A 23,158-nucleotide genomic window follows, 5' to 3' on the forward strand; every position below is an offset into this window, starting at 1 on the left:
GACCATGCACGGCGCAACCCTCCGTCATCAGCAACCCGTTCCCGGCCGTGGCCCTTTGCCACGCAAGCCGGCGCAGCGGGGTGCCAGTCGGATGGTGGCGAAAGAACCGTTGTCAGTGCGCGTGCCCAAGCCGAGTTTCTCGGCGATCAAGCGCGTGCTCTGGCCGGTGCTGTTGCTGGCGCTCGGTTTCGGCACCTATGAGGCCGCGCAACGTTTGCTGCCCTATGCAGACCGGCCGATTGCCAAGATCAGTGTGCAGGGCGAGCTCAGCTACATCAGCCAGCAAGCGGTGCAGCAGCGGATCTCGCCTTACGTGGCGGCGAGCTTCTTCACCGTCGACCTGGCCGGCATGCGCGCCGAGCTGGAAAAAATGCCGTGGATTGCTCACGCCGAAGTGCGCCGCGTATGGCCGGATACGGTGAGCATTTCGCTGGAAGAACAACTGCCGGTGGCCCGTTGGGGCGACGAGGCACTGCTTAACAACCAGGGCGAGGCCTTCACCCCGCGTGAACTGGCCAACTACGAAAACCTGCCGCAGCTGGTCGGTCCGCAGCGTGCCCAGGAAGACGTGATGCAGCGCTACCAGATGCTCAGCCAGATGCTGCGGCCGCTGGGTTTTTCGGTGGCGCGCCTGGAGCTGCGTGAGCGTGGCAGCTGGTTCCTCACCACCGGGGTGAACAACACCGGACAAAGTATTGAGTTGTTGCTGGGTCGCGACCATCTGGTCGAAAAAATGCGCCGTTTCGTGACCATCTACGACAAGAGTTTGAAAGACCAGATCACCAATATTTCGCGCATTGACCTGCGCTACTCCAACGGCCTGGCCGTGGCGTGGCGTGAACCGATTGCGCCAGCGACGGACAAAACCGTCGCACAGAAGTGAATTAGGAGAAGGCAGCAACATGGCAAACGTGCAGAGCGGCAAGATGATCGTCGGCCTCGATATCGGCACCTCCAAAGTGGTGGCGCTGGTGGGCGAGGTGACGGCTGACGGCCAGCTGGAAATCGTTGGGATCGGTACCCACCCCTCGCGCGGCCTGAAGAAGGGCGTGGTGGTGAATATCGAGTCCACCGTTCAGTCGATTCAGCGCGCCATCGAGGAAGCGCAGATGATGGCTGGCTGCCGTATTCACTCGGCCTTTGTCGGTGTCGCGGGCAACCATATCCGCAGCCTCAACTCCCACGGCATCGTCGCCATCCGCGACCGTGAAGTCAGCCAGGCCGACCTCGAGCGTGTACTCGATGCCGCTCAGGCCGTGGCCATTCCGGCGGACCAGCGTGTACTGCACACCCTGCCGCAGGACTACGTGATCGATAACCAGGAAGGCGTGCGCGAGCCTCTGGGCATGTCCGGTGTCCGGCTGGAAGCAAAGGTGCACGTGGTGACCTGCGCGGTGAACGCGGCTCAGAACATCGAAAAATGCGTGCGCCGCTGCGGCCTGGAAGTGGACGACATCATTCTCGAGCAACTGGCCTCGGCCTATGCCGTGCTGACCGACGACGAGAAAGAGTTGGGCGTGTGCTTGGTGGACATCGGCGGTGGCACTACTGACATCGCAATCTTCACCGAAGGCGCGATCCGCCACACCGCGGTGATTCCGATTGCTGGCGACCAGGTTACCAACGACATCGCCATGGCGCTGCGTACCCCGACCCAGTACGCCGAAGAAATCAAGATCCGTTATGCCTGCGCCCTGGCCAAGCTGGCTGGCGCCGGTGAAACCATCAAGGTGCCGAGCGTCGGTGATCGTCCGCCGCGCGACCTGTCGCGCCAGTCCCTGGCCGAAGTGGTGGAGCCGCGTTACGACGAACTGTTCACCCTGGTCCAGGCTGAGCTGCGTCGCAGCGGCTACGAAGACCTGATTCCGGCCGGCATCGTCCTCACCGGCGGTACTTCCAAGATGGAAGGCGCGGTGGAACTGGCTGAAGAGATTTTCCACATGCCTGTGCGCCTGGGTATGCCGCAAGGCATCAAGGGCTTGGCGGACGTGGTGCACAACCCGATTTATTCGACCGGCGTGGGCTTGCTCATGTACGGGCTGCAAAAACAGAACGACGGCATCTCGCTGTCGGGTGGAAGCAGCAGCTACAACGACGAACCAAAGACACCTGTACTGGAGCGGCTGAAACGCTGGGTCCAGGGCAATTTTTGATGTTAAACCGCGTGTGCTGTAGGCGTTACAACTAGAAAAGCAAAGGAGAGGGGACCATGTTCGAGCTCGTAGACAATATCCCGCAAAGTGCAGTTATCAAGGTCATCGGTGTGGGTGGCGGCGGCGGTAACGCTGTTAACCATATGGCCAAAAACAACATTGAAGGCGTTGAGTTCATCTGCGCCAACACGGACGCACAGGCATTGAAAAATGTCGGCGCGCGCACCGTGCTGCAACTCGGTACTGGCGTGACCAAGGGCCTTGGCGCTGGCGCCAACCCGGAAGTCGGCCGTCAGGCTGCCATGGAAGACCGCGAGCGTATCGCCGAAGTGCTGCAAGGCACCGACATGGTCTTCATTACCACTGGCATGGGTGGCGGTACCGGTACCGGTGCGGCACCGATCATTGCTGAAGTGGCCAAGGAAATGGGCATCCTCACCGTTGCGGTGGTGACCCGTCCGTTCCCGTTCGAAGGCCGCAAGCGCATGCTGATCGCCGAAGAAGGCATCCGCGCGCTGTCGATGAGCGTTGACTCGCTGATCACCATTCCTAACGAAAAACTGCTGACCATCCTCGGCAAAGACGCAAGCCTGCTGTCGGCTTTCGCCAAGGCTGACGATGTACTGGCCGGTGCCGTGCGCGGTATCTCCGACATCATCAAGCGTCCGGGCATGATCAACGTCGACTTCGCTGACGTGAAAACCGTGATGAGCGAAATGGGCATGGCGATGATGGGCACTGGTTGCGCCAGTGGTCCGAACCGTGCACGTGAAGCAACCGAAGCAGCTATCCGCAACCCGCTGCTGGAAGACGTCAACCTGCAAGGCGCACGCGGCATTCTGGTGAACATCACCGCCGGTCCTGACCTGTCCCTGGGTGAGTACTCCGACGTGGGTAACATCATCGAGCAGTTCGCCTCCGAGCAAGCTACCGTCAAGGTCGGCACCGTAATCGACCCGGACATGCGCGACGAACTGCACGTCACCGTTGTGGCCACTGGCCTGGGCGCGAAAATCGAGAAGCCGGTCAAGGTTATCGACAATACCGTGCAAGCTGCTGCCATGCCGTCCGCCGCTGCACCACGTAACGAACAGCCTGCGGTGAACTACCGTGATCTGGATCGCCCGACCGTAATGCGCAATCAGGCTCACGCTGGCGCTGCTGCTGCAGCCAAGCTGAACGCGCAGGACGATCTGGATTATCTGGATATCCCGGCGTTCCTGCGTCGCCAGGCTGATTAATGAAATGTATCAGGAGTATTGGGGTGATTGGTGTTCAGCACAGGCCGGGTCTGGTATTATCCCCGGCCATTGTTGAAAACAATTCGCAACTAGTGTTATAGCGGCCAATCCATGATCAAACAACGCACACTGAAGAACATCATCCGCGCCACCGGCGTCGGCCTGCATTCTGGGGAGAAGGTTTACCTGACCCTCAAGCCGGCACCGGTCGATACCGGTATCGTGTTTCGTCGTACCGACTTGGACCCCGTCGTGGAAATTCGCGCGCGTGCCGAGAATGTCGGTGAAACCACCATGTCGACCACACTGGTCAATGGTGATGTGAAAGTGGACACCGTGGAGCACCTGCTTTCGGCCATGGCTGGCCTGGGCATCGATAACGCCTACGTCGAGCTCTCCGCGTCCGAAGTGCCGATCATGGACGGTAGCGCTGGCCCCTTCGTATTCCTGATTCAATCCGCTGGTCTGCAGGAGCAGGAAGCGGCGAAGAAATTCATCCGCATCACCCGCGAAGTGACGGTAGTAGAGGGCGACAAGCGCGCCACCTTCGTTCCTTTCGATGGTTTCAAGGTGAGTTTCGAGATCGATTTCGATCACCCGGTTTTCCGCAATCGCACCCAAAGCGCGAGCGTGGACTTCTCCAGCACCTCCTTCGTTAAAGAAGTGAGCCGTGCGCGGACTTTCGGTTTCATGAGTGACATCGAGTTCCTGCGTTCGCAGAACCTGGCACTTGGCGGCAGCGTAGAAAACGCCATCGTCGTGGATGAATTCCGTGTACTGAACGAAGACGGCCTGCGGTACGAGGACGAGTTCGTCAAACACAAGATTCTCGACGCTATCGGTGACCTCTACCTGCTGGGTAACAGCCTGATTGGCGAGTTCCGCGGCTTCAAGTCGGGGCATGCGCTGAACAACCGTCTGTTGCGCACTTTGATTGAGCAACGTGACGCTTGGGAAGTGGTGACATTCGACGACGTGAAGAGCGCGCCGATTTCGTACATGCGACCAGTTGCGGCTGGTTGAGCAATACCCTCCTTAGCTGTTTCTTAAAGCCACCCTCGGGTGGCTTTTTTTATGGATGTAAATAACCGATCGGCTGCGCGTCGGCCGGGCTGCGTTAAAAATCGTTTTTGAATGCTCATTGGCTACAGCCAACTGCGCTTCAAAAGCGATTTTTGCCTTGAGCGACTCTAGCTCGCTCGATCTCGATTGTGGGAGGTGTAGATCTGAATATCAAAAGCGCCAGGATGGATCAGCCTTTTCCGTGCCGCGCTAACCGCTCGAGCGCTGCGCGTAATCCCGGATCGCTAATCCCTTCCGCCACTTCCTGAATCCCGTCAGCTGTTTCGCTGGAGAGCTGCATCGAGTGCCCACGCATTTTGGCGACGCCGACACGTGGCTGCACTTTGAACAGAATGCGGTTGAGGTTGCGGAACGGTTCCAGCATTTGCAGCTGGCGCTCCAGACGCCGCTGTTGATAGCGCAGGCGGGTGGCCCAGTGGCCGTCCGTGACAATCAGTAGCAGGCAGCCCTCGCGCCAGGAGGCGACGTGACAATGCTCGCGGGCTGCTGGCTGCAGTTGGCTTTCCACCAGACGCTGCAAATGGTCCAGGCGGTGAGCCTGATTGATCAGCGCTTGCAAGGGTTTGGCATCGCGCAACAGCGCGGTGTGGCCTTTGGCAGGAAGGGGGCGAAAAGCCATGGTGAATGGTCTTCAGTAGGTGGGCGGTCATGGTAGCAGAAGCACACAGGCACCGGCTTCGAAGGCTGTCGGCGTGGGGGGGTTGATTGAGAAAAAACTGCCCCCATATAGAAGTCTTGGAAATGTTTGCCAGTTGTAACAGCCCAGGTTTTACGTCGACAACAAGCAGACTGTGTAGTCAGTTTTGTGGTCCGTAACTGAACCACAGCGGGTGAAGTGATCTGCTGCTGGCACAGTGCAACAACGCTACTTTCCTCGATAACGATTCCGGGTAGAATGCCCGCTTCGCAAGCAGCCATGAAGGCTGCGCGGGCGACTCACGGGGCCGCCCTCCATCCATATGTGTGGAAGATCCTGCCGATATGTTTGCGCCTTTGTTAAAGAAACTCTTTGGAAGTAAGAACGAGCGCGAAGTGAAGCGCATGCAGAAGGTGGTGCAAGCCGCCAATTCGTTCGAAGAGCAGATGCTGGCTCTGTCCGACGAGCAGCTGCGCGCCAAGACCGAAGAGTTCAAGGCCCGTCTGGCCAAAGGCGAAACCCTCGACCAACTGTTGCCCGAAGCCTTCGCGGTCGCCCGTGAAGCGGGTAAGCGCGTCATGGGCATGCGTCACTTCGACGTCCAGCTGATCGGTGGCGCCACCTTGCACGAAGGCAAGATTGCCGAGATGCGTACCGGTGAAGGTAAGACCCTGGTGGGTACCCTGGCCGTGTACCTCAACGCGCTGTCCGGCAAAGGCGTGCACGTGGTAACCGTGAACGACTACCTGGCTCGCCGTGACGCCAACTGGATGCGTCCGCTGTATGAATTCCTCGGCCTGTCCGTGGGCATCGTCAGCCCGTTCCAGCCCCCGGAAGAAAAGCGCGCGGCCTATGCCAGCGACATCACCTACGGCACCAACAACGAATTCGGCTTCGACTACCTGCGCGACAACATGGCATTCAGCGTCGAAGAGAAGTTCCAGCGCGAGCTGAACTTCGCCGTGATCGACGAAGTCGACTCGATCCTCATCGACGAAGCCCGTACCCCGCTGATCATCTCCGGCCAGGCCGAAGACAGCTCCAAGCTGTACATGCAGATCAACCTGCTGATTCCGCGCCTCAAGCAACACATTGAGGAAGTGGAAGGCGTGGTTACCCAGGAGGGCCACTTCACCGTTGACGAGAAGACCCGTCAGGTCGAGCTCAACGAAGCCGGTCACCAGTTCATCGAAGACATGCTCACCCACGCCGGCCTGCTGGCCGAAGGCGAAAGCCTGTACTCGGCGCATAACCTGGGCCTGCTGACCCACGTGTATGCCGGCCTGCGCGCCCACAAGCTGTTCCACCGCAACGTCGAATACATCGTGCAGAACGATCAGGTGTTGCTGGTCGACGAACACACCGGCCGAACCATGCCGGGTCGTCGTCTGTCCGAAGGCCTGCACCAGGCCATCGAAGCGAAGGAAGGTCTGAACATCCAGGCCGAGAGCCAGACCCTGGCTTCCACCACCTTCCAGAACTACTTCCGCCTGTACAACAAGCTGTCCGGCATGACCGGTACTGCAGACACCGAAGCGTTCGAATTCCACCAGATCTACAACCTGCCGGTTGTAGTGATTCCGCCGAACAAGCCGCTGGCGCGTAAAGACTTCAACGACCTGGTGTATCTGACCCAGGAAGAGAAATATGCCGCCATCGTTGCCGACATCAAGGAAAGCCAGGCCGTTGGCCGGCCGATCCTGGTGGGTACCGCCTCGATCGACAGCTCGGAGTACGTCTCCAAGCTGCTCGAGCAGGAAGGCATCGAGCACAAAGTCCTCAACGCCAAGTTCCACGAAAAAGAAGCCGAAATCATTGCCCAGGCTGGTCGCCCGGGTGCGCTGACCATTGCCACCAACATGGCCGGTCGCGGTACCGACATCCTTCTGGGCGGTAACTGGGAAGTCGAAGTGGCGGCCCTGGAAAACCCCAGCGAAGAGCAGATCGCGCAAATCAAGGCCGACTGGCACAAGCGTCACCAACTGGTGATCGAGTCCGGTGGTCTGCATGTGATCGCCTCCGAGCGTCACGAATCTCGCCGTATCGACAACCAGCTGCGTGGCCGTTCCGGCCGTCAGGGTGACCCGGGTTCCAGCCGTTTCTACCTGTCGCTGGAAGACAACCTGATGCGCATCTTCGCCTCCGACCGGGTGAAGAATTTCATGAAGGCCCTGGGCATGCAGGCCGGCGAAGCCATCGAACACCGCATGGTCAGCAACGCCATCGAAAAGGCCCAGCGCAAAGTGGAAGGCCGCAACTTCGACATGCGTAAGCAACTGCTGGAGTTCGACGACGTCGCCAACGAGCAGCGCAAAGTGATCTACCACATGCGCAACAGTCTGCTGGCCTCCAGTGAAGTGGGCGAAACCATCGCCGAGTTCCGTCAGGAAGTACTGGATAGCACCATCAACCAGCACATTGCCCCGCAATCGCTGCCCGAGCAGTGGGATATCGCCGGTCTGGAAACTGCGCTGTTCAACGACTTCAGCATCAAGTTGCCGATCCAGCAATGGCTCGACGACGACGCCCAGCTGTACGAAGAGCCGCTGCGTGCGCGCATCCTCGAAGAGCTGTTGAAGGCCTACAACGAAAAAGAAGATGCGGCCAGTGCCGAAGCCCTGCGCACCTTCGAGAAGCAGATTCTGTTGCGGGTGCTGGACGACTTGTGGAAAGACCACCTGTCGACCATGGACCACCTGCGCCACGGTATTCACCTGCGTGGTTACGCGCAGAAGAATCCGAAACAGGAGTACAAGCGCGAGTCCTTCACCCTGTTCCAGGAACTGCTGGATTCGATCAAACGCGACACCATTCGCGTTCTGTCCCACGTCCAAGTGCGTCGCGAAGACCCGGTCGAAGAAGAGGCGCGTCTGCGCCAGGAAGCCGAAGCCCTGGCCTCGCGCATGCAGTTCCAGCACGCTGAAGCCTCGGCCCTGGACGAGCCTGAGTTGGAGCCGGAAGGTGAAGTGGCAGTAGCCACTTATGCCCCAGTGCGTAACGACCAGAAGATCGGCCGTAACGAGCTGTGCTACTGCGGCAGTGGCAAGAAATACAAACATTGCCACGGTCAGATTTCGTAAACCGGGCTCTGTAACAGCTGTGTGATAAAACGCCGTGACCGGTTTGCCGTTCGCGGCGTTTTTGCTTGAATTCATGCTGCGCCGAAGGGGCGCAGTTTTTACTCGGTTTCTGCCAAGGAGCTCACCCCATGCCTGTTGGTCTCGGTCCTCTGCCTACGCTGCATCCTGTCGCTGGTTTTGAACTCGGTATTTCCTCTGCCGGCATCAAGCGCGAAGGGCGCAAAGACGTGGTGGTGATGCGCTGTGCCGAAGGCGCAAGCGTGGCCGGGGTGTTCACCTTGAACGCGTTCTGCGCCGCGCCGGTGATTCTGGCGAAGAAAAACGTGGTCAACCCGGTGCGCTACCTGCTGACCAACACTGGCAATGCCAACGCCGGCACCGGCGAGCCGGGCCTGCAGGCTGCCGCGCGTACTTGCGCCAAGCTGGCTGAGCTGACCGGCGTGCCAGAGACCTCCGTACTGCCGTTCTCCACGGGCGTAATCGGTGAGCCGCTGCCGGTTGAGAAAATCGAAGGTGCCCTGGCCGCTGCGTTGGCCGATCTGTCTGTGGACAACTGGGCGGCTGCCGCTGCCGGCATCATGACCACCGACACCCAGCCCAAAGGCGCCAGCCGCCAGTTCGTCCACGACGGTGTCACCGTCACCGTCACCGGCATCAGCAAGGGCGCCGGCATGATCAAGCCGAACATGGCGACCATGCTCGGTTACATCGCCACCGACGCCAAGGTTGCTCAGGGTCTGCTGCAGGACCTGCTGCGCGACGCGGCGAACAAGTCGTTCAACCGCATCACCATCGACGGCGACACCTCGACCAACGACTGCTGCATCCTGGTCGCTACCGGCCAGGCCGAGCTGCCTGAAGTCACCCAGGCCAGCGGCGCGTTGTTCGCCGAGCTGAAGCAGGCGGTGCTGGATGTGTCCATGGAGCTGGCGCAGGCCATCGTCCGTGACGGCGAAGGCGCGACCAAATTCGTCACCGTGCAAGCCAATGGCGGCGCCACCCATCAAGAGTGCCTGGACGTGGCGTACGCCGTGGCCCACTCGCCGCTGATCAAGACCGCCTTGTTTGCCTCCGACCCGAACTGGGGTCGCATTCTGGCGGCTGTCGGCCGTGCCGGCGTGGCGCAGTTGGACGTGAGCAAGATCGACGTGTTCCTCGGCGACGTGTGCATCGCCAGCCGTGGCTGCCGTGCGACCACCTACACCGAAGAGCAGGGCGCAGCGGTAATGGCCAAGGAAGAGATCGGCATCCGTATCGAGCTGGGCCGTGGCACGTGCAGCGAGACCATCTGGACCACCGACCTGTCCCACGAGTACGTGCGCATCAACGCTGAATACCGCTCTTAAGTTGTAACCGCCGCCGCGTTCTGCGGCGGCTTTTCCCCCGGCCATTCCCCCGCCTTATGGGGGCATGAGCAATCGGAATTTGCCCTGCGCCCGCGTGCTGCCTATTGTCGCAGTTCGTTAATTGGGCTCAACAAAGGACGGCGCACATGGCTCTCTCTCTGGTAATCGGCGACAAGACTTACTCCTCCTGGTCTCTGCGCGCGGCGCTGGCCTTGGAGCTGGCAGGGGTTGTTTATGAGGAGCAACTGATCCGCCTGAACCAGGCCGACACTCGCCAGCGCATCCTCGAGCACTCGCCCACCGGCAAAGTGCCGCTGCTGAAAACTGCCGAGGGTTCGATCTGGGATTCGCTGGCCATCAGCGAATACCTCGCCGAAACCTTCCCCGAAGCGCACCTGTGGCCGCGCGGCGCTTATGCCCGCGCCATCGCCCGCAGCGTGTGTGCCGAGATGCACAGCGGCTTTGTGCCGCTGCGCACGGCAATGCCGATGGACCTGTCGCGCGACGAGGCGTTGCCGCACGTGCCGGCCGAAGTACTGGCCGATATCGAACGCATCAGCGCCATCTGGGCACGTTGCCGCAGCGAGTTCGGCCAGGACGGGCCGTATCTGTTTGGCCATGTCAGCCTGGCTGACGCCTTTTTCGCCCCGGTTGCCGTGCGCTTTCGCGGCTACCGGGCGCAGCTGTCGGCCGAGGCCGCAGCCTATGTGGAAACCATCTACCAGTGGCCAGCGTTTCAGCGCTGGCAACAGGCCGCACGTGAGGAACAAACGGCGTGAAACGAGTGCATGTAGCGGCAGCGGTTATCCGCGGTATGGACGGGCGAATTCTGCTCGCCCGGCGTCCCGACGATAAACACCAGGGTGGCCTGTGGGAGTTCCCCGGCGGCAAGGTCGAGGAGGGCGAGTCGGTACGCGCCGCCCTGGGCCGTGAGCTGGCCGAGGAGTTAGGCATTCAGGTGAGCGCTGCGCGGCCGCTGATTCAAGTGCGTCATGACTACCCGGACAAACACGTGCTGCTGGATGTCTGGGAAGTCAGCGCCTTTACCGGTGAGCCCCATGGCGCCGAAGGCCAGCCGCTAGCCTGGGTGACCAGCCGCGAGCTCAGCGACTACGAGTTCCCAGCGGCCAACCGGCCGATCGTGGCGGCCGCCCGGCTGCCCGAGCACTACCTGATTACCCCGGACAACCTTGAGCCCAAGGAACTGCTTCTAGGCCTCAAGGCCGCGCTGGAAAGCGGCATTCGTCTGGTGCAACTGCGGGCGCCGAACATGTACGACCCGCAATACCGCGACCTCGCCGTGGACGCCGTCGGCCTGTGCGCCGGCCGTGCACAGCTGATGCTCAAGGGCCCGCTGGAATGGCTAGGGGATTTCCCGGCGGCTGGCTGGCACCTGACGTCCACCCAACTGCGCAAGCTGGTCAGTGGTGGCCGGCCGTTCCCTGCCCATCGCTGGTTGGCGGCGTCCTGCCATAACGCTGAAGAGTTGGCGTTGGCGGCGCAAATGGGCGTGGACTTCGTCACCCTGTCGCCCGTGCAAGCCACGCAGACTCACCCTGAGGCGCAGCCGTTGGGCTGGGAGGCGGCGCAGGAAATGCTCGCGGGGTTTAATCAGCCGGTGTTTCTGCTGGGTGGGGTTGGGGCAGGGGATACGGAAAAGGCCTGGGAGATTGGGGCTCAGGGTGTGGCGGGGATTCGGGCGTTCTGGCCGACCCTCTGACCCTCTCCCCAACCCTCTCGCCTGCCCGGCCGGCCTAGCGGGAGAGGGGGCTGGAATGCGTTCGGCTTGTCTCCCCTCGCCCGCTCGCGGGAGAGGGGCCGGGGGAGAGGGTTCGCCTCACTCCGGCTTCGGCGCCGCCTGCCACAACACCTCATTGATCTGCATCCGCCGGCCAATCAAGCGGGCCGCGCCAAACAGCAGATCCGACAAGCGATTCACATACGCCAAGCCCACCCCGGCCAACGGCTCGATGGCATTCAATTGCTGACAGCGCCGTTCGGCACTGCGCGCCTGTGCCCGGCATACATGGGCCTGGGCCACCAGCAGCGAGCCGCCGGGCAAAATGAAGTTCTCCAGTGGCCCCAGTTCTTCGTTCCACAGGTCGATGGCCGCCTCCAGGCGCTCCACTTCAGCCTGGTTCAACGCCTGATACTGCGGCATAGCCAGCTCGCCGCCGAGGTCGAATAAGCGGTGCTGGCAGGGGCTCAACACGTCGATCACCTCGCTCAGCCCTGGCCACATCACTTCGTGTTCGGCCAGCCCCGCCAGCAACAGGCCAAGCTGGCTGTTGAGGCTGTCGAGCTCGCCCATGGCTTCCACACGCGGGTGGTCTTTGGGCACGCGGCGGCCGTCGGCCAGGCCAGTTTCGCCGGCATCGCCGGTGCGGGTGTAAATCTTCGACAGGCGAAAACCCATGTTCAACTCTCTGCGAAATTATCGGGAGGCGTTGCCAGCGGCAAACGCAGGGTGAAGCAGGTGCCTTGGCCCAGGGTGGACTGCACCTCCATCTGCCCTTTGTGGTTGTTGGTGATGATGAAGTAAGAAACCGACAGGCCCAGGCCCGTGCCCTGGCCGACTTCCTTGGTGGTGAAGAACGGTTCGAAGATGCGCTTGCGCACCAGCTCCGGCATGCCGATGCCGTTGTCTTCCACCTGAATTTCGGCCCAGGGCTCGGCCAATCGCGTGCGCAGTACGATACGCCCTGGCTCCAGCAGCGAGCCCGATTTGGCCTCGCGTTGGTGAATGGCCTGGGCGGCGTTTTTCAGCAGGTTGAGCAGCACCTGCTCCAGCTCGTTGGCGATACCCGGCACCAGGCCCACCTGCGGGTCGAACTCGCGCTCGATGTTGAGACCCTTGAAGTCGAAACCTTCAGTAAGGTCGAAGTCGTTGCCGGCGATTTCCACCGCCTGGTCGAGCAAGGCGGGCAGTTGGCAGGGCGCCAGTTGGCGGTTGCTCATGCGACTGAAACTGAGCATATGGGTGACGATCTTCGCTGCCCGTGAGCCTGCCTGGGCAATGCCGTCGAGCAATTGAGGCACCTCACGGCCCTGCAGGTACTGGTTGACGGTTGTCAGCGACACGCCGACAGCGTCAGCGACTTCCTGGTTGCGCGGCAGCTCGGTGGACAGACGCCGGCGAATGTTCTGCACGTTATGCAGAATCGCCCCCAACGGGTTGTTGATTTCGTGGGCCATGCCGGCGGCCAGGCCACCCACCGAAAGCATTTTTTCCGACTGCACCATCATTTCTTCCAGGGCCAGACGCTGGGTGATGTCGTCGATACGAATCACCACCCCGCGGCCAGCGCCGCCCATGAGCGGGTAGAACGTCAGGGCGTAATGGAATTTGGTGTCACCACGGGTCCAGGTCACCCGCTCGATCTTTTCCACCGTATGGCGTTCAGCGGTGCGTTTGAGCTGGGGCAGGTAGGGTTTGAGCGGTGGAAAGGCAAGGAATACCGGTTGGTTCAACGCCTCGTCCAGACGGGTGCCGGAGAGTGCGCTGGCTTCCTGGTTCCACTGGCTGACGTACAACTGCTCATCGAGGGCGATCAGGGCCGAGGGCATCGAGTCGATGATGCTGTTGAGGTAGTTCTGAAAGCCGGTGAGCTTTTTCTCGATCTTGCTGCGCACCTGCACTTCCAACTCGAGCTTGCGGTTGGAGTGGCGGGTTTCCTCGGCCAGATGCTGGGCTTGGTCAAACGACATTTGCGCGTCATCGCGTGCGCGCTTGAGCTGCTGCTCACGGGCTTCGATACGCGACAGCATGGTATTCACCGCTTCGGCCAGGCTACCGATTTCGTCCTGATTGCCGCGTTCGGCGCGCAGGGCGTAGTTCTCTTCGCGAGTGACCTGGCGCGACAGCTCTTCCAGACGGCGAATGGGGCGGGTGACCAGGCGACGAATCTGCCGCGCCACCAGCGACCAGAGCAGCACGCTGCAGGCCAGAATCACCAGGCTGGCGGTCAGGGTGCCGGTGTAGAAGGCCCCGGGCAGTTCACTGGAGGCCACCAGCAACAGGTGGCCAGGCGGCTTGCCTTCTTGTGGCAGTTCGAACAATTGGTTGGTGCGAAATTCGCCATAACGCCAGGTGGAGAGCTGCTCGATACGTCGCGGCAAATGCAATCTGTCGCCATGCTCGAGCTGCGCCAGACGTCGGCCATCGCTGCCATACAGTGCGGCGGCGCGCAGCGGGCTGTAGCTGTCCAGGCGTTGCAACAGGGCTTCGGCGGTGGCACGCGAACTCAACGCCTCGTTGCTCAAGGCCGGGGTCGACAGCAGGCGGCCCACTGTCTGCAGGGCCTGCGGCGCCATGTTTTCCTGGGAGATCCAGTACGCGGCGCTGATAAACGCCAGGTTAGCCACCAGCAGCACGGTGGTCAGCAAGGCCAACAGCGCCGCCAATAGCTTGCGGCCGACCGAGAGGTTTTCCAGGCGCTTGCGCAGGGACATAAGCGAGGCATGACCTTTTCTAGAGAGGTTGGCAGGGTAACGCCTGGTCAGGGGCAGCTCAACGACTTCAAGCCTGCAGCATTCTGTAGGAGCGGCTTCAGCCGCGATGCGGGTGATCTTCTATGCGATCCAATCGCGGCTGAAACCGCTCCTACGAGAGGATCAGTCGCCTGGTAGATGGCGCTCCTGCAGGTGTTTTTGCAGGCGCTGCAGCAGCATTTGCAAATGCGGTACGGCGCAGTTATGCCGCTGCGCTACCGCCCAGGCATGGCCAATCAAGTAGCTGATCTCAGTACGCTGCTGCCTGGCGACGTCCTGATGCATGGACGAGTAGTTGGCGGCGGTCGCTTTGATCACCCTCTGCACTTCCTCCGCCAGGTTTTCCGCTGCGGCCGGTTGCCCGCAAACGCTCAGCAGCTCGCTCAATTCCGTGCACAGGGTGGCCACTTCTGCCGGGTGCTGCTGCAGGTCGCCATTACGGCAATCGTGGAGCACGGTCAGCGGGTTGATCGCGCAGTTCAGCGCCAGCTTGCGCCACAGGCGGCTGAGGATGTCGGGCGTCCATTCGTGGGAAATGCCGGCGTTGGCTAAATCTTCGAGCCAGGCAACCGGTGAGGGCTGTTGCGGGTCGCCAAGCCAGGTGTGGCCGTGGCCGGCAAACACCACACGAAAATCGCCGTCGCGAAAGGCGCCTTCGGTACTTGAGGCGAGAATGCAGCGCGCCCGTGGCAGGCGTGCAGCCACCGCGTCCTGACTGCCCATGCCGTTCTGCAGCAGCACCACGTGCGCGTCGGCGCTTAGCCGATGGGCCACGCTGGCGCCGGCCGCTTCGGCGTCGTAGGCCTTGCAGGCGAGCAGCAATAAGCGGATCGGGCTTTGCTCATCGACGCTCTGCGCCGGCACCGGGTACAGGCTGGCCTCGCCTTGCTCCACCAACGTCAGGCCGCCACCCTGGCGGTAGCTGGCCAGGCGCTGGCGATTACGCAGGAGCAGGGTAACCGGCACATTGGCGCGGGCCAGGCGGGCTGCCCAGAGGGTGCCCAAACTGCCCGCGCCAAGAACGTGCCAGTGCATTTACTTGTACAGCGGCAGACGCACCGCAGCGACGCGCCCACTGCCGTAGGCTTCCGGGAGCAGGGTGGTGGCCTGGTCGATCAGCTCCTGGGGCTCGATCGGCAGCGCCTTGGCGTCCATACCCACCAGGCTGATGCCGGCCTTGAGGGTGATAAACCCTTCGCTGGTCTTGAAGGCCTTGAGGTTGAGCCCCTCGTGCAGGCGCTTGAAGCTGCTCGGCGAGCACTCCTGCAGGTCTTCCAGCAGGGTCAGCAGGCCGAAGTGGTGGTCGTCCAGGCGCACCAGTACGTCCAGCGGCCGCACCAGCTGTTGCAGGCGCCGCGCGACGCCGTGCAGCAGCTCGTTGTAGAAGGTTTCGCCGTACTGCTGACGCAGGTTCGGAGCGTCCTGCAGGCCGATCAGCAGGTAGCACACGGCGCCGCCACGTGATTCCACCTGGCGGATGCTGTCGATCATCATCTGGTGCAGGTAGCGCGGGTTGCCGAGGCCGGTCAGCGGGTCGACCAGGTTGCGCTGTTCGAGGCTGGAGATGTTCTGCGTGAGCATGCGGTTTTCCTGCAGCAGGCGCTGCAGGGTGTTGCACAGACGGTCGGCAGCGTACACGCGCGGCACCAGTTGCTCGCTCATGGCCGACTTGCTGACGAAGTCATCGACGCCACGGTCGAAGGCTTCACTCAATACGTTTTCGCCTTCCTTGCCGGTGAGCAGCATGACGTAGGTGTAGTGGTCGGCCATTTCGTCCAGCTGGCGGACTCGGCCGGTGAGTTCCAGGCCGTCGATTTCCGGCATCAACCAGTCGGCGAGCAGCACGCTGGCAGGGCGTTGTTCCAACAGCGTCAAGGCCTCCAGCGCGCTGCTGGCAAAGCGCACGTCGAGGTAACCGGCTTGGCTCAGGGCACGGCCGATCATGGCGCTGGAGAACTTGGCGTCGTCCACCACCAGGATGCTGAGATGGGGGTTGGGCATTGGCAGACTCGAGAGAAATAATGAAGGTGCCGGCGGTTGGCCGGGCGGTGTTTGTATCGGCAGATATATAATGATCCGGCATTTTAACCGTCAAGCTTGGCGTGCACTGTCTGTAAGACTTATCGCGCCGTCTATCTGGAGAATTCCCATGCCCTCGTTCGACGTGGTGTCCGAACTGGACAAACACGAAGTGACCAATGCTGTCGACAACGCCGTTAAAGAGCTGGAACGTCGCTATGACCTGCGTGGCAAAGGCACTTTCGAATTCAAGGAACTGACCATCAACATCACCGCTGACGCCGAGTTCCAGCTTGAGCAGATGGTGGAGATTCTCAGACTCAGCCTAGTCAAGCGCAAGATCGATGTGCAGTGTCTTGAGCTGAAAGATGCCTTTCCATCGGGCAAGAGTGTGAAGCAGGAAGCAGTTCTGCGCGAAGGTATTGATAAGGACCTGGCGAAGAAGATCGTGGCGCACATCAAGGACGCCAAACTCAAAGTCCAGGCCGCCATCCAGGGCGAGCAGGTACGCGTTACTGGCAAGAAGCGTGATGACCTGCAAGAGGCCATCGCCGCGCTGCGTGCAAAGGACTTCGGGATGCCGCTCCAATTCAACAACTTCCGCGATTAAAACTACTGCGCTCGGCCATGCGGCGTTGGAAACAGGTTAAAAAATGCTCATTGGCTATAGCCAACTCCGCTTTTTTCACCTGTTTCCGCCTTGCCTGGCCTTCGCTCGCTAGGTTTTAAAAAACCGTGTTTACACGGGCGCAGGCGGGTAACTCATGGGAACCATCCCACCCACCAGACGTCGCAACCTACATCAGCTGTTTTTCATGACCGGCGTACGGGCGGTCAGGCAGCGGGGGAGTGGGTTATGGATTTCGACGCGCAAATAGATCACTTGGTCGATGCTTCTCAGGCCTGGTTACCGGTCATTCTGGCGTACAGCGGCCGTGTGCTGCTGGCCTTGGTGGTGTTGGCGATCGGCTGGTGGCTGATCAATCGGCTGACCCACAACCTCAGCGCGCTGATTGGCAAACGCCTCGGCGACCCGGCCTTGCAGAGCTTTATCGGCACCCTGGCCAATATCATTCTGAAGGTGCTGCTGGTGATCAGCGCCGCCTCGATGATTGGCGTCGAAACCACCTCCTTTATCGCTGCCATCGGTGCGGCCGGGCTGGCCATTGGCTTGGCGCTCCAAGGCAGTCTGGCCAACTTTGCCGGTGGTGTGCTGATTCTGCTGTTCCGCCCGTTCCGCATTGGCGATGTGATCGAAGCGCAGGGCGTGACCGGCACGGTGGATAACATTCAGATTTTCCACACGGTGCTGCGCACCGGCGACAACAAGACGGTGATCATGCCCAACGGCAGCCTGTCCAACGGCATCATCACCAACTACAACCGCCAGGCCACGCGCCAAGTGGTGTTCGATATCGGCATCAACTATGACGCCGACCTGCAAGCCGCCAAGCAGGTGCTGATGGATATGGCCGAAGACGAGCGTGTGCTGAAAGACCCGGCGCCAGCCGTGGTGGTGGCGTCGTTGGGTGATAGCTCGATCAAGATGTCGTTGCGGGTATGGGTGAAGACCGCCGACTACTGGAGCCTGACCTTCAAGTTCAACGAAGAGATTCGCGACCGCTTGCAGGACGCCGGGATTGCCATTCCGTTTCCGCAGCGGGTTATTCGGATGGTCCAAGAGCCGGCGTAAGTACCTCGTCTTGTAGGAGCGGCTTCAGCCGCGATGCTCTTGGCGATCAAAAACATCGCGGCTGAAGCCGCTCCTACATAGCCTTTTCCTCGGCCGCTATGGGCGGTTGCTCTTCAGCCGGCGGTACCGCTGGTTGGCTCGCCATCCGTTGCCATTGCCAGCAAATCAGAATCAGCGTCGGAATGCCCAGCAGCGCGGTGATCAGGAAAAATTTGTGGTAGCCGACGTTCTCCACCATCACCCCCGAATAACCGCCAATCAGGCGCGGTAGCAGCAGCATGATCGAGCTGAGCAGGGCGTATTGGGTGGCGGAGAATTTCAGGTTGGTCAGGCTCGACAGGTAGGCGACGAAGGCCGATGTGGCCAGGCCGGCGCTGAAGTTGTCGGCGGAGATGGTCAGGATCAGCATGTCCAGGTTGGCGCCCATGTCGCTCAGGAGCATGAACAGCAGGTTGGTGGCTGCTGACAGCGCGCCGCCAATCAGCAGGATCGGCATGATGCCGAAGCGCACGATCAGCAAGCCCCCGGCCCCCGCTCCGAGCAAGGTCATCACCAGGCCAAATAGCTTGCTGACGCTGGCGATCTGCTCCTTGGAAAAACCCTGGTCGATGTAGAACACGTTGGCCATCACGCCCATCACCGTGTCCGACATCCGATAGGTAGCAATCAGCCCCAACAGCAGCAAAGCTTGCCAGCGGTAGCGCTGGACGAACTCGCTGATCGGCGTGACCACTGGTGCCATCAGCAAGCGCCCGGGCGCTGACAGGCAGGCCAGGGCGATCAGCACGTACATGGTGCCGCGCGGCCAGGCGCCGCTGGAGAAGGCTTTGGCAGCCGCGGCAGCCGTGACCAGGATGATGATCAGCACGATCATCGACACGGCCTGGTGGACGAAGTCGAAGTTGGGGATCACTTTGCCGCGCGCGGCGACGATCAGTTGTTTGCGTTGCTGGCTGAGCAGGTCGCGTACCGGCGCGATCAACCGGCGCCCCGCAGGCATCAGGCAGGCACCGAGGAAAATCGCGTAGAGCGCCGCCCGTGGCCAGGCGCGGTCAAGCAGGCCGGTGATCATTGCCGGCAGCGAGATCAGCATCACCAGAAGAATCAGTACCGAATACAGCTGGTCTTTGAGTTTGAACCGCGAGGTGGTGGTCTGCACCGGCATGTCGACATGGGGTTCGCGCATCCACAGCGTGGTGATCAGCCCCGGCAGCATCAGTACGGCGAACAACAGGTAAGTGCTGGCCCAGGCGCCAAACTCGTAGGCTGAGGTGGTGGAGCCAAACCATTCGGCGAAATACAGTGCACCGGCAGTGGCGAGCAGGGCGGCGACGCGGTAGCCGAGCATGTAGCTGGCGGCGAGGGCGGCCTGACGGGTGTCGTCGGCGATTTCCAGGCGGTAGGCGTCTACGGCTATGTCCTGGGTAGCGGAGGCAAAGGCCACCAGCACGGCGATGGCGACCAACCAGGTCAGGTGCGCGCGGGGGTCGCACAGCGCCATGCCGATCAGCCCGAGGGCGATGATGATTTGCGCCAGCACCAGCCAGGAGCGGCGCCGGCCGAGGCGGCCGAGTAAAGGCAGGCGCCATTGGTCGAGCAGGGGTGACCAGATCCATTTGAATGCGTAAGCCAGGCCGATCAGGCTGGCAAAACCGATGGTTTCACGCGACACGCCGGCCTCACGCAGCCACACCGACAACGTGGAGAACACCAGCATGTACGGCAGGCCAGCGGCGAAGCCAAGAAGCAGCAAGGCCAGACTGGCCGGCGAAGCATAGGCGGCGAGCGCGGCACGCCAGGTTTTACGGGCCATTGGGCGAAGATCTGCCTGGAGTTACAAAAACGTGAATTGCCCAGCCAAGGGTGCCAGCTGGATTGCCAAAAACAGGGCGCACTCTAACCGCTGTGCTCCATTGGGCGCCAGCCATGGCGCTTGATATCCACCCTTTGGTTGACCATGCGCACCCCTTCGGCGCGCAACCTCGCCCGTTGCTCTTCGCCAGACACGGTGCCGGCGGCCAGGCTCAGGCGGCCACCGGCTGCTACCACGCGGTGCCAGGGCAGGCTGCTGCCGTCTGGCAACTGGCTTAGGGTGCGGCCCACCCAGCGTGCGGCGCGGCCCAGGCCGGCCAATTCAGCCAGTTGGCCATAACTGACCACGCAACCGCTGGGCACCTGCGCCAGGGTCACGTACAGCGCGGTGCGCCGGGCGTCGGCGTCTGCACTGGGGATGCTGGCGGTTGTCTTTGCATTGACGTGTTTGGCTGGCATGGTTTTCCCGAGGCGGCCGGCTCTGGCGGTGAAGGGGCAGCTTAACCGAGCGGGCCAGGCGAACAAATATCGATCAACTGCCACTCGCCCGCAGCCCTCAGCTGCCGCCCGCTAAAGCGTAACGCCGAGCCCTGGCGCAAGCCTTGCTTGGCAATCGGGTTGAACTTGAACGGGATCCCTGGGTCACTCCTTGCAGTGTTTTTTGGCGCAGCGGGCTGCTTATCTCGGATAATCCCCGCCCTTCACTTATACGGAGCGGTACATCTCCCCATGCGGTTATCCAACAAGCTGTCCCACGCCCTTTCCTGCGCCGCGCTGACGCTGGCGGCAACCCCTGTTCTGGCCGACACCATCTGGTTGAAAAACGGCGACCGCCTGACCGGTACCATCAAGGTCTTCGACGGCGGCAAGCTGGTGGTCGAGACCAGCTACGGCGGCACCATTCCGGTGGACTGGAAACAGGTGAAAACCCTGGAAAGCGACCGCGAACTGTTGGTCAAACAGGATGAGTTCACCGGCGAGCGCGCCAAGTCGCTGCAAGCGGCCGAAGACGGCAAGGTCACCCTGATCAATGGCGAGGCGCCGAAAACCGTCGAGCTGGCCAGCATCGAGCAGATCATCAAGCCCAAACCTATCCTCGAAGACCTGGTGTGGAAGGGCAACGTCGATGTCGGCCTGGACTACAAGCGCGCCGAAACTGACACCGACGACTATGACGTCGACTTCAAGACCACCGCTCGCCATGGCGCCTGGCGGCACAATGCCGAAGGCGGCTACAACCGCGAGGCGCAGGACGACGTCACCACCACCAATAATTGGAACGCCGAATACGCCCTCGACCGTTTCCTTGACGAGCACTGGTTCTGGCAAGGCCGCTTGAGCTACAAGCGCGATCACATCGAAGACGTTTCCAGCCAGCGCACCATCGGTACCGGTCCTGGTTACCAGTTCTGGGATGACGAACTGGGTGCGTTCTCCCTGGCCACCCTGGTCAACCAGAACGACTACGAATACCGGGACGGTGGCAGCGACAACTTCTACTCCCTGGGTTTGAAGTGGGACTACAACCGCTACCTGGTGGGCAAGACCTTCGAGCTGTTCAGCAACGGCGAAGTCGGCAAGCCGCTGGGCGGCGACAGCGAGTACGAACTCGATGCCGAAGCGGGGCTGCGCTACAAGGTTACTGACTGGGCTTCGCTCAACGTGAAGGCCGAGAAAAACATCGTCAGCGGCGCCAAAGAAGGTGAAGTGGACGAAACCCGCTATAGCGTCGGCTTCGGTGTCGGCTGGTAAAAAAACCGCTCCGGGCCTGCTGCGCTTGTTCATGCGGCGTTGAGTTCAGGGTCGGGATGCTCATTGGCTACAGCCAACTCCGCTCCCTCGTCCTGAGCTCGCTTTGCCTGACCTGCGCTCGCACGGCGGGAGCCGGTTTTTGCGATCCTGAAAAAGAGCAAAAAAAGCCCCGCACTTGGCGGGGCTTTTTATTGAGCGGGGCCCTTACAGGCGCAGGCCGCCGTCGAGCTCCAGGATCCGACCGGTGTAGTAATCGTTTTCCAGGATGTACGCCACCGAGTGGGCGATCTCTTTCGGCTGGCCCAGGCGGCGCAGCGGAATGCCCGAGGTCATTTTTTCCAGGGCTTCGGGTTTCATGCTGGCGACCATTTCGGTCTCGATGAAGCCCGGTGCTACGCCAGCTACGCGGATGCCGTAGCGCGCCAGCTCTTTGGCCCAGACCACGGTGTCAGCTGCTACACCGGCCTTGGCGGCGGAGTAGTTGGCCTGGCCGATGTTGCCGGCGCGGGAGATGGAGGAGATGTTGATGATTGCGCCCTGGTTCTTCAGCTCGATCATTTTTGCTGCGACTTCACGGGTGCAGAGGAACACGCCGGTCAGGTTGACGTCGATCACCGACTGCCACTGCGCCAGGCTCATCTTCGACAGCTCGCCGTCCTTGACCTTGATGGTCAGGCCGTCACGCAGAATACCGGCGTTGTTGACCAAGCCGTTGATGGCGCCGAAGTCGTCGGCGATTTGCGCCACGGTGTGGGTAACCTGTTCTTCATTAGCTACGTTGCACAGGTAGGCACGGGCGTCGCCACCGGCGGCTTTGCAGGCGGCTACGGTTTCATCCAGGCGTTCCTGGTTGAGGTCGACCAGCGCCAGCTTGGCGCCACGGGCTGCCAGGTACTCGCCCATGGCACGGCCGAGGCCTTGGCCGCCGCCAGTGATAACGATGACTTTGTCTTTCAGTTCCATAACCACATCCCCAGAAAGGTTGGCGGGCAATGGCCCTGCGGTGCATGAGCGGATTGCCCCACCTGATACGTTGTTACCCCGCTGGCGCGCACAACCGTTAAGCTGGGCACCTGTCCGTCTTCGAGACGAATTCTCAACGAGGAGTCATAAGGTGAGCGTGAAAGTCGGCAAGCATGCCCGAGAATTGCTACTCAAGGAATACCGTGGGGCGCTCTCCACATTGTCCAAGTCGATGCCGGGCTACCCTTTCGGATCGGTGGTGCCGTACTGCCTGGATGCCGATGGTTACCCGTTGATTCTGATCAGCCGCATTGCCCAGCACACCCATAACCTGCAGGTGGAGCCCAAGTGCTCGCTGCTGGTGGGCGAGCGCGGTGCCGAAGATGTGCAAGCCGTTGGCCGCCTGACGGTGCTGGCGCAGGCGCGCAAGATCAGCGACGAAGCCGCCATCGCGGCGGCCGCTGAGCGTTACTACCGCTACTTCCCGGAGTCCGAGGGTTATCACCAGGCCCACGACTTCGATTTCTGGGTGCTGGAGCCAGTGCGCTCGCGGTACATCGGTGGTTTTGGCGCCATTCATTGGGTCGATCACGTCAGCCTGGCCAACCCGTTCTTCGGCGAGTCCGAGCGGAGCATGGTCGAGCACATGAACAGTGACCATGCCAACGCCATCGCCCATTACGTTGAAATGGCCGGTCTGCCGACCCACGCGCCAGCCGAACTGGCGGGTATCGACAGCGAGGGTTTTCACCTTCGCATCGGTGTGGGCCTGCATTGGCTAGCGTTTCCAACATCCTGTAACACTGCCCTGGAAGTGCGCCAGGCCTTGGTAGCCCTGGCTCGCGCTGAAACCTGGCCGGCCGCTGGCGAAGTTTCTGCTTGAATTCA

19 protein-coding genes and 1 pseudogene are annotated in these 23,158 nt (G+C 61.3%); 12 read left to right on the top strand and 8 right to left on the bottom strand.

Annotated elements, in window-relative coordinates; translation table 11 throughout:
* Positions 1-4: 4 nt before the first annotated feature.
* The 4 genes from C8K61_RS22395 (at position 5) to lpxC (ending at position 4,417) form a co-directional block, all read left to right on the top strand.
* Positions 5-883 (top strand): cell division protein FtsQ/DivIB, encoded by an 879-nt coding sequence (locus tag C8K61_RS22395; RefSeq protein ID WP_108098517.1) that lies wholly within the window; start codon positions 5-7, stop codon positions 881-883.
* Between the two features lie 19 nt (positions 884-902).
* Positions 903-2,153: a cell division protein FtsA gene (ftsA, locus tag C8K61_RS22400; RefSeq protein ID WP_108098518.1), complete on the top strand. Its 1,251-nt coding sequence runs from the start codon at positions 903-905 to the stop codon at positions 2,151-2,153.
* A 56-nt stretch (positions 2,154-2,209) separates the two neighbouring features.
* Positions 2,210-3,394 carry a cell division protein FtsZ gene (ftsZ, locus tag C8K61_RS22405; protein WP_108098519.1) on the top strand — a complete coding sequence of 395 codons (1,185 nt, stop codon included), beginning with the start codon at positions 2,210-2,212 and terminating at the stop codon, positions 3,392-3,394.
* Positions 3,395-3,505: 111 nt separating this feature from the next.
* A complete protein-coding gene (lpxC, locus tag C8K61_RS22410) occupies positions 3,506-4,417 on the top strand; it encodes a UDP-3-O-acyl-N-acetylglucosamine deacetylase (RefSeq protein ID WP_108098520.1) in 912 nt (303 codons plus the stop codon).
* Between the two features lie 229 nt (positions 4,418-4,646).
* Here lpxC and C8K61_RS22415 read toward each other — a convergent pair whose 3' ends face one another.
* Complete coding sequence (locus tag C8K61_RS22415) at positions 4,647-5,096, bottom strand: DUF721 domain-containing protein (protein WP_108098521.1); 450 nt, start codon at positions 5,094-5,096, stop codon at positions 4,647-4,649.
* A 362-nt stretch (positions 5,097-5,458) separates the two neighbouring features.
* Between C8K61_RS22415 and secA the strand changes: the two genes are divergently transcribed.
* From secA to C8K61_RS22435, 4 genes are all read left to right on the top strand, one after another.
* Positions 5,459-8,194, top strand: coding sequence for a preprotein translocase subunit SecA (secA, locus tag C8K61_RS22420; RefSeq protein WP_108098522.1), 2,736 nt, complete (start codon positions 5,459-5,461; stop codon positions 8,192-8,194).
* Positions 8,195-8,322: 128 nt separating this feature from the next.
* Positions 8,323-9,540: a bifunctional glutamate N-acetyltransferase/amino-acid acetyltransferase ArgJ gene (gene argJ, locus C8K61_RS22425; protein ID WP_108098523.1), complete on the top strand. Its 1,218-nt coding sequence runs from the start codon at positions 8,323-8,325 to the stop codon at positions 9,538-9,540.
* Positions 9,541-9,686: 146 nt separating this feature from the next.
* The gene (locus C8K61_RS22430; RefSeq protein WP_108098524.1) at positions 9,687-10,319 is read left to right on the top strand and encodes a glutathione S-transferase; all 633 of its coding nucleotides are present in this window, start codon (positions 9,687-9,689) and stop codon (positions 10,317-10,319) included.
* Positions 10,316-11,260, top strand: coding sequence for a Nudix family hydrolase (locus C8K61_RS22435; RefSeq protein ID WP_108098525.1), 945 nt, complete (start codon positions 10,316-10,318; stop codon positions 11,258-11,260). The genes C8K61_RS22430 and C8K61_RS22435 overlap by 4 nt, the downstream gene beginning before the upstream one ends.
* Positions 11,261-11,377: 117 nt before the next feature.
* Here the strand turns inward: C8K61_RS22435 and C8K61_RS22440 are convergent, their stop codons facing one another.
* The 4 genes and pseudogenes from C8K61_RS22440 to C8K61_RS22455 all read right to left on the bottom strand — a co-directional run.
* Complete coding sequence (locus C8K61_RS22440; RefSeq protein ID WP_108098526.1) at positions 11,378-11,956, bottom strand: cob(I)yrinic acid a,c-diamide adenosyltransferase; 579 nt, start codon at positions 11,954-11,956, stop codon at positions 11,378-11,380.
* Between the two features lie 2 nt (positions 11,957-11,958).
* A complete protein-coding gene (locus tag C8K61_RS22445; RefSeq protein WP_108098527.1) occupies positions 11,959-13,992 on the bottom strand; it encodes a HAMP domain-containing sensor histidine kinase in 2,034 nt (677 codons plus the stop codon).
* A gap of 162 nt (positions 13,993-14,154) precedes the next feature.
* On the bottom strand, positions 14,155-15,066 hold the full coding sequence (locus C8K61_RS22450) for a putative 2-dehydropantoate 2-reductase (protein WP_108098528.1): 912 nt from the start codon (positions 15,064-15,066) through the stop codon (positions 14,155-14,157).
* Positions 15,067-16,074: pseudogene (locus C8K61_RS22455) on the bottom strand (response regulator); the annotation flags it as partial.
* A gap of 106 nt (positions 16,075-16,180) precedes the next feature.
* Between C8K61_RS22455 and C8K61_RS22460 the strand changes: the two are divergent.
* Both C8K61_RS22460 and C8K61_RS22465 read left to right on the top strand, forming a co-directional pair.
* Positions 16,181-16,660 (top strand): YajQ family cyclic di-GMP-binding protein, encoded by a 480-nt coding sequence (locus C8K61_RS22460; RefSeq protein ID WP_108098530.1) that lies wholly within the window; start codon positions 16,181-16,183, stop codon positions 16,658-16,660.
* Positions 16,661-16,906: 246 nt separating this feature from the next.
* The gene (locus C8K61_RS22465) at positions 16,907-17,743 is read left to right on the top strand and encodes a mechanosensitive ion channel family protein (RefSeq protein ID WP_108098531.1); all 837 of its coding nucleotides are present in this window, start codon (positions 16,907-16,909) and stop codon (positions 17,741-17,743) included.
* A 73-nt stretch (positions 17,744-17,816) separates the two neighbouring features.
* Here C8K61_RS22465 and C8K61_RS22470 read toward each other — a convergent pair whose 3' ends face one another.
* The gene (locus tag C8K61_RS22470) at positions 17,817-19,556 is read right to left on the bottom strand and encodes an AmpG family muropeptide MFS transporter (RefSeq protein ID WP_108098532.1); all 1,740 of its coding nucleotides are present in this window, start codon (positions 19,554-19,556) and stop codon (positions 17,817-17,819) included.
* 83 nt (positions 19,557-19,639) lie between these two features.
* Complete coding sequence (locus tag C8K61_RS22475; protein WP_108098533.1) at positions 19,640-20,014, bottom strand: MGMT family protein; 375 nt, start codon at positions 20,012-20,014, stop codon at positions 19,640-19,642.
* A 270-nt stretch (positions 20,015-20,284) separates the two neighbouring features.
* Between C8K61_RS22475 and C8K61_RS22480 the strand changes: the two genes are divergently transcribed.
* On the top strand, positions 20,285-21,307 hold the full coding sequence (locus C8K61_RS22480; protein ID WP_108098534.1) for a DUF481 domain-containing protein: 1,023 nt from the start codon (positions 20,285-20,287) through the stop codon (positions 21,305-21,307).
* A 204-nt stretch (positions 21,308-21,511) separates the two neighbouring features.
* On the opposite strand, the gene C8K61_RS22485 is transcribed toward C8K61_RS22480, so the two are convergent.
* Complete coding sequence (locus tag C8K61_RS22485) at positions 21,512-22,270, bottom strand: SDR family oxidoreductase (RefSeq protein WP_108098535.1); 759 nt, start codon at positions 22,268-22,270, stop codon at positions 21,512-21,514.
* Positions 22,271-22,421: 151 nt separating this feature from the next.
* Here C8K61_RS22485 and C8K61_RS22490 point away from each other — a divergent pair, with 151 nt between their 5' ends.
* Positions 22,422-23,153, top strand: a complete 732-nt coding sequence (locus tag C8K61_RS22490; RefSeq protein WP_256589520.1) for a HugZ family protein — start codon at positions 22,422-22,424, stop codon at positions 23,151-23,153.
* The last annotated feature ends 5 nt before the right edge of the window (positions 23,154-23,158 follow it).

The organism is Pseudomonas sp. GV071 (assembly GCF_003050835.1).
GTDB lineage: Bacteria > Pseudomonadota > Gammaproteobacteria > Pseudomonadales > Pseudomonadaceae > Aquipseudomonas.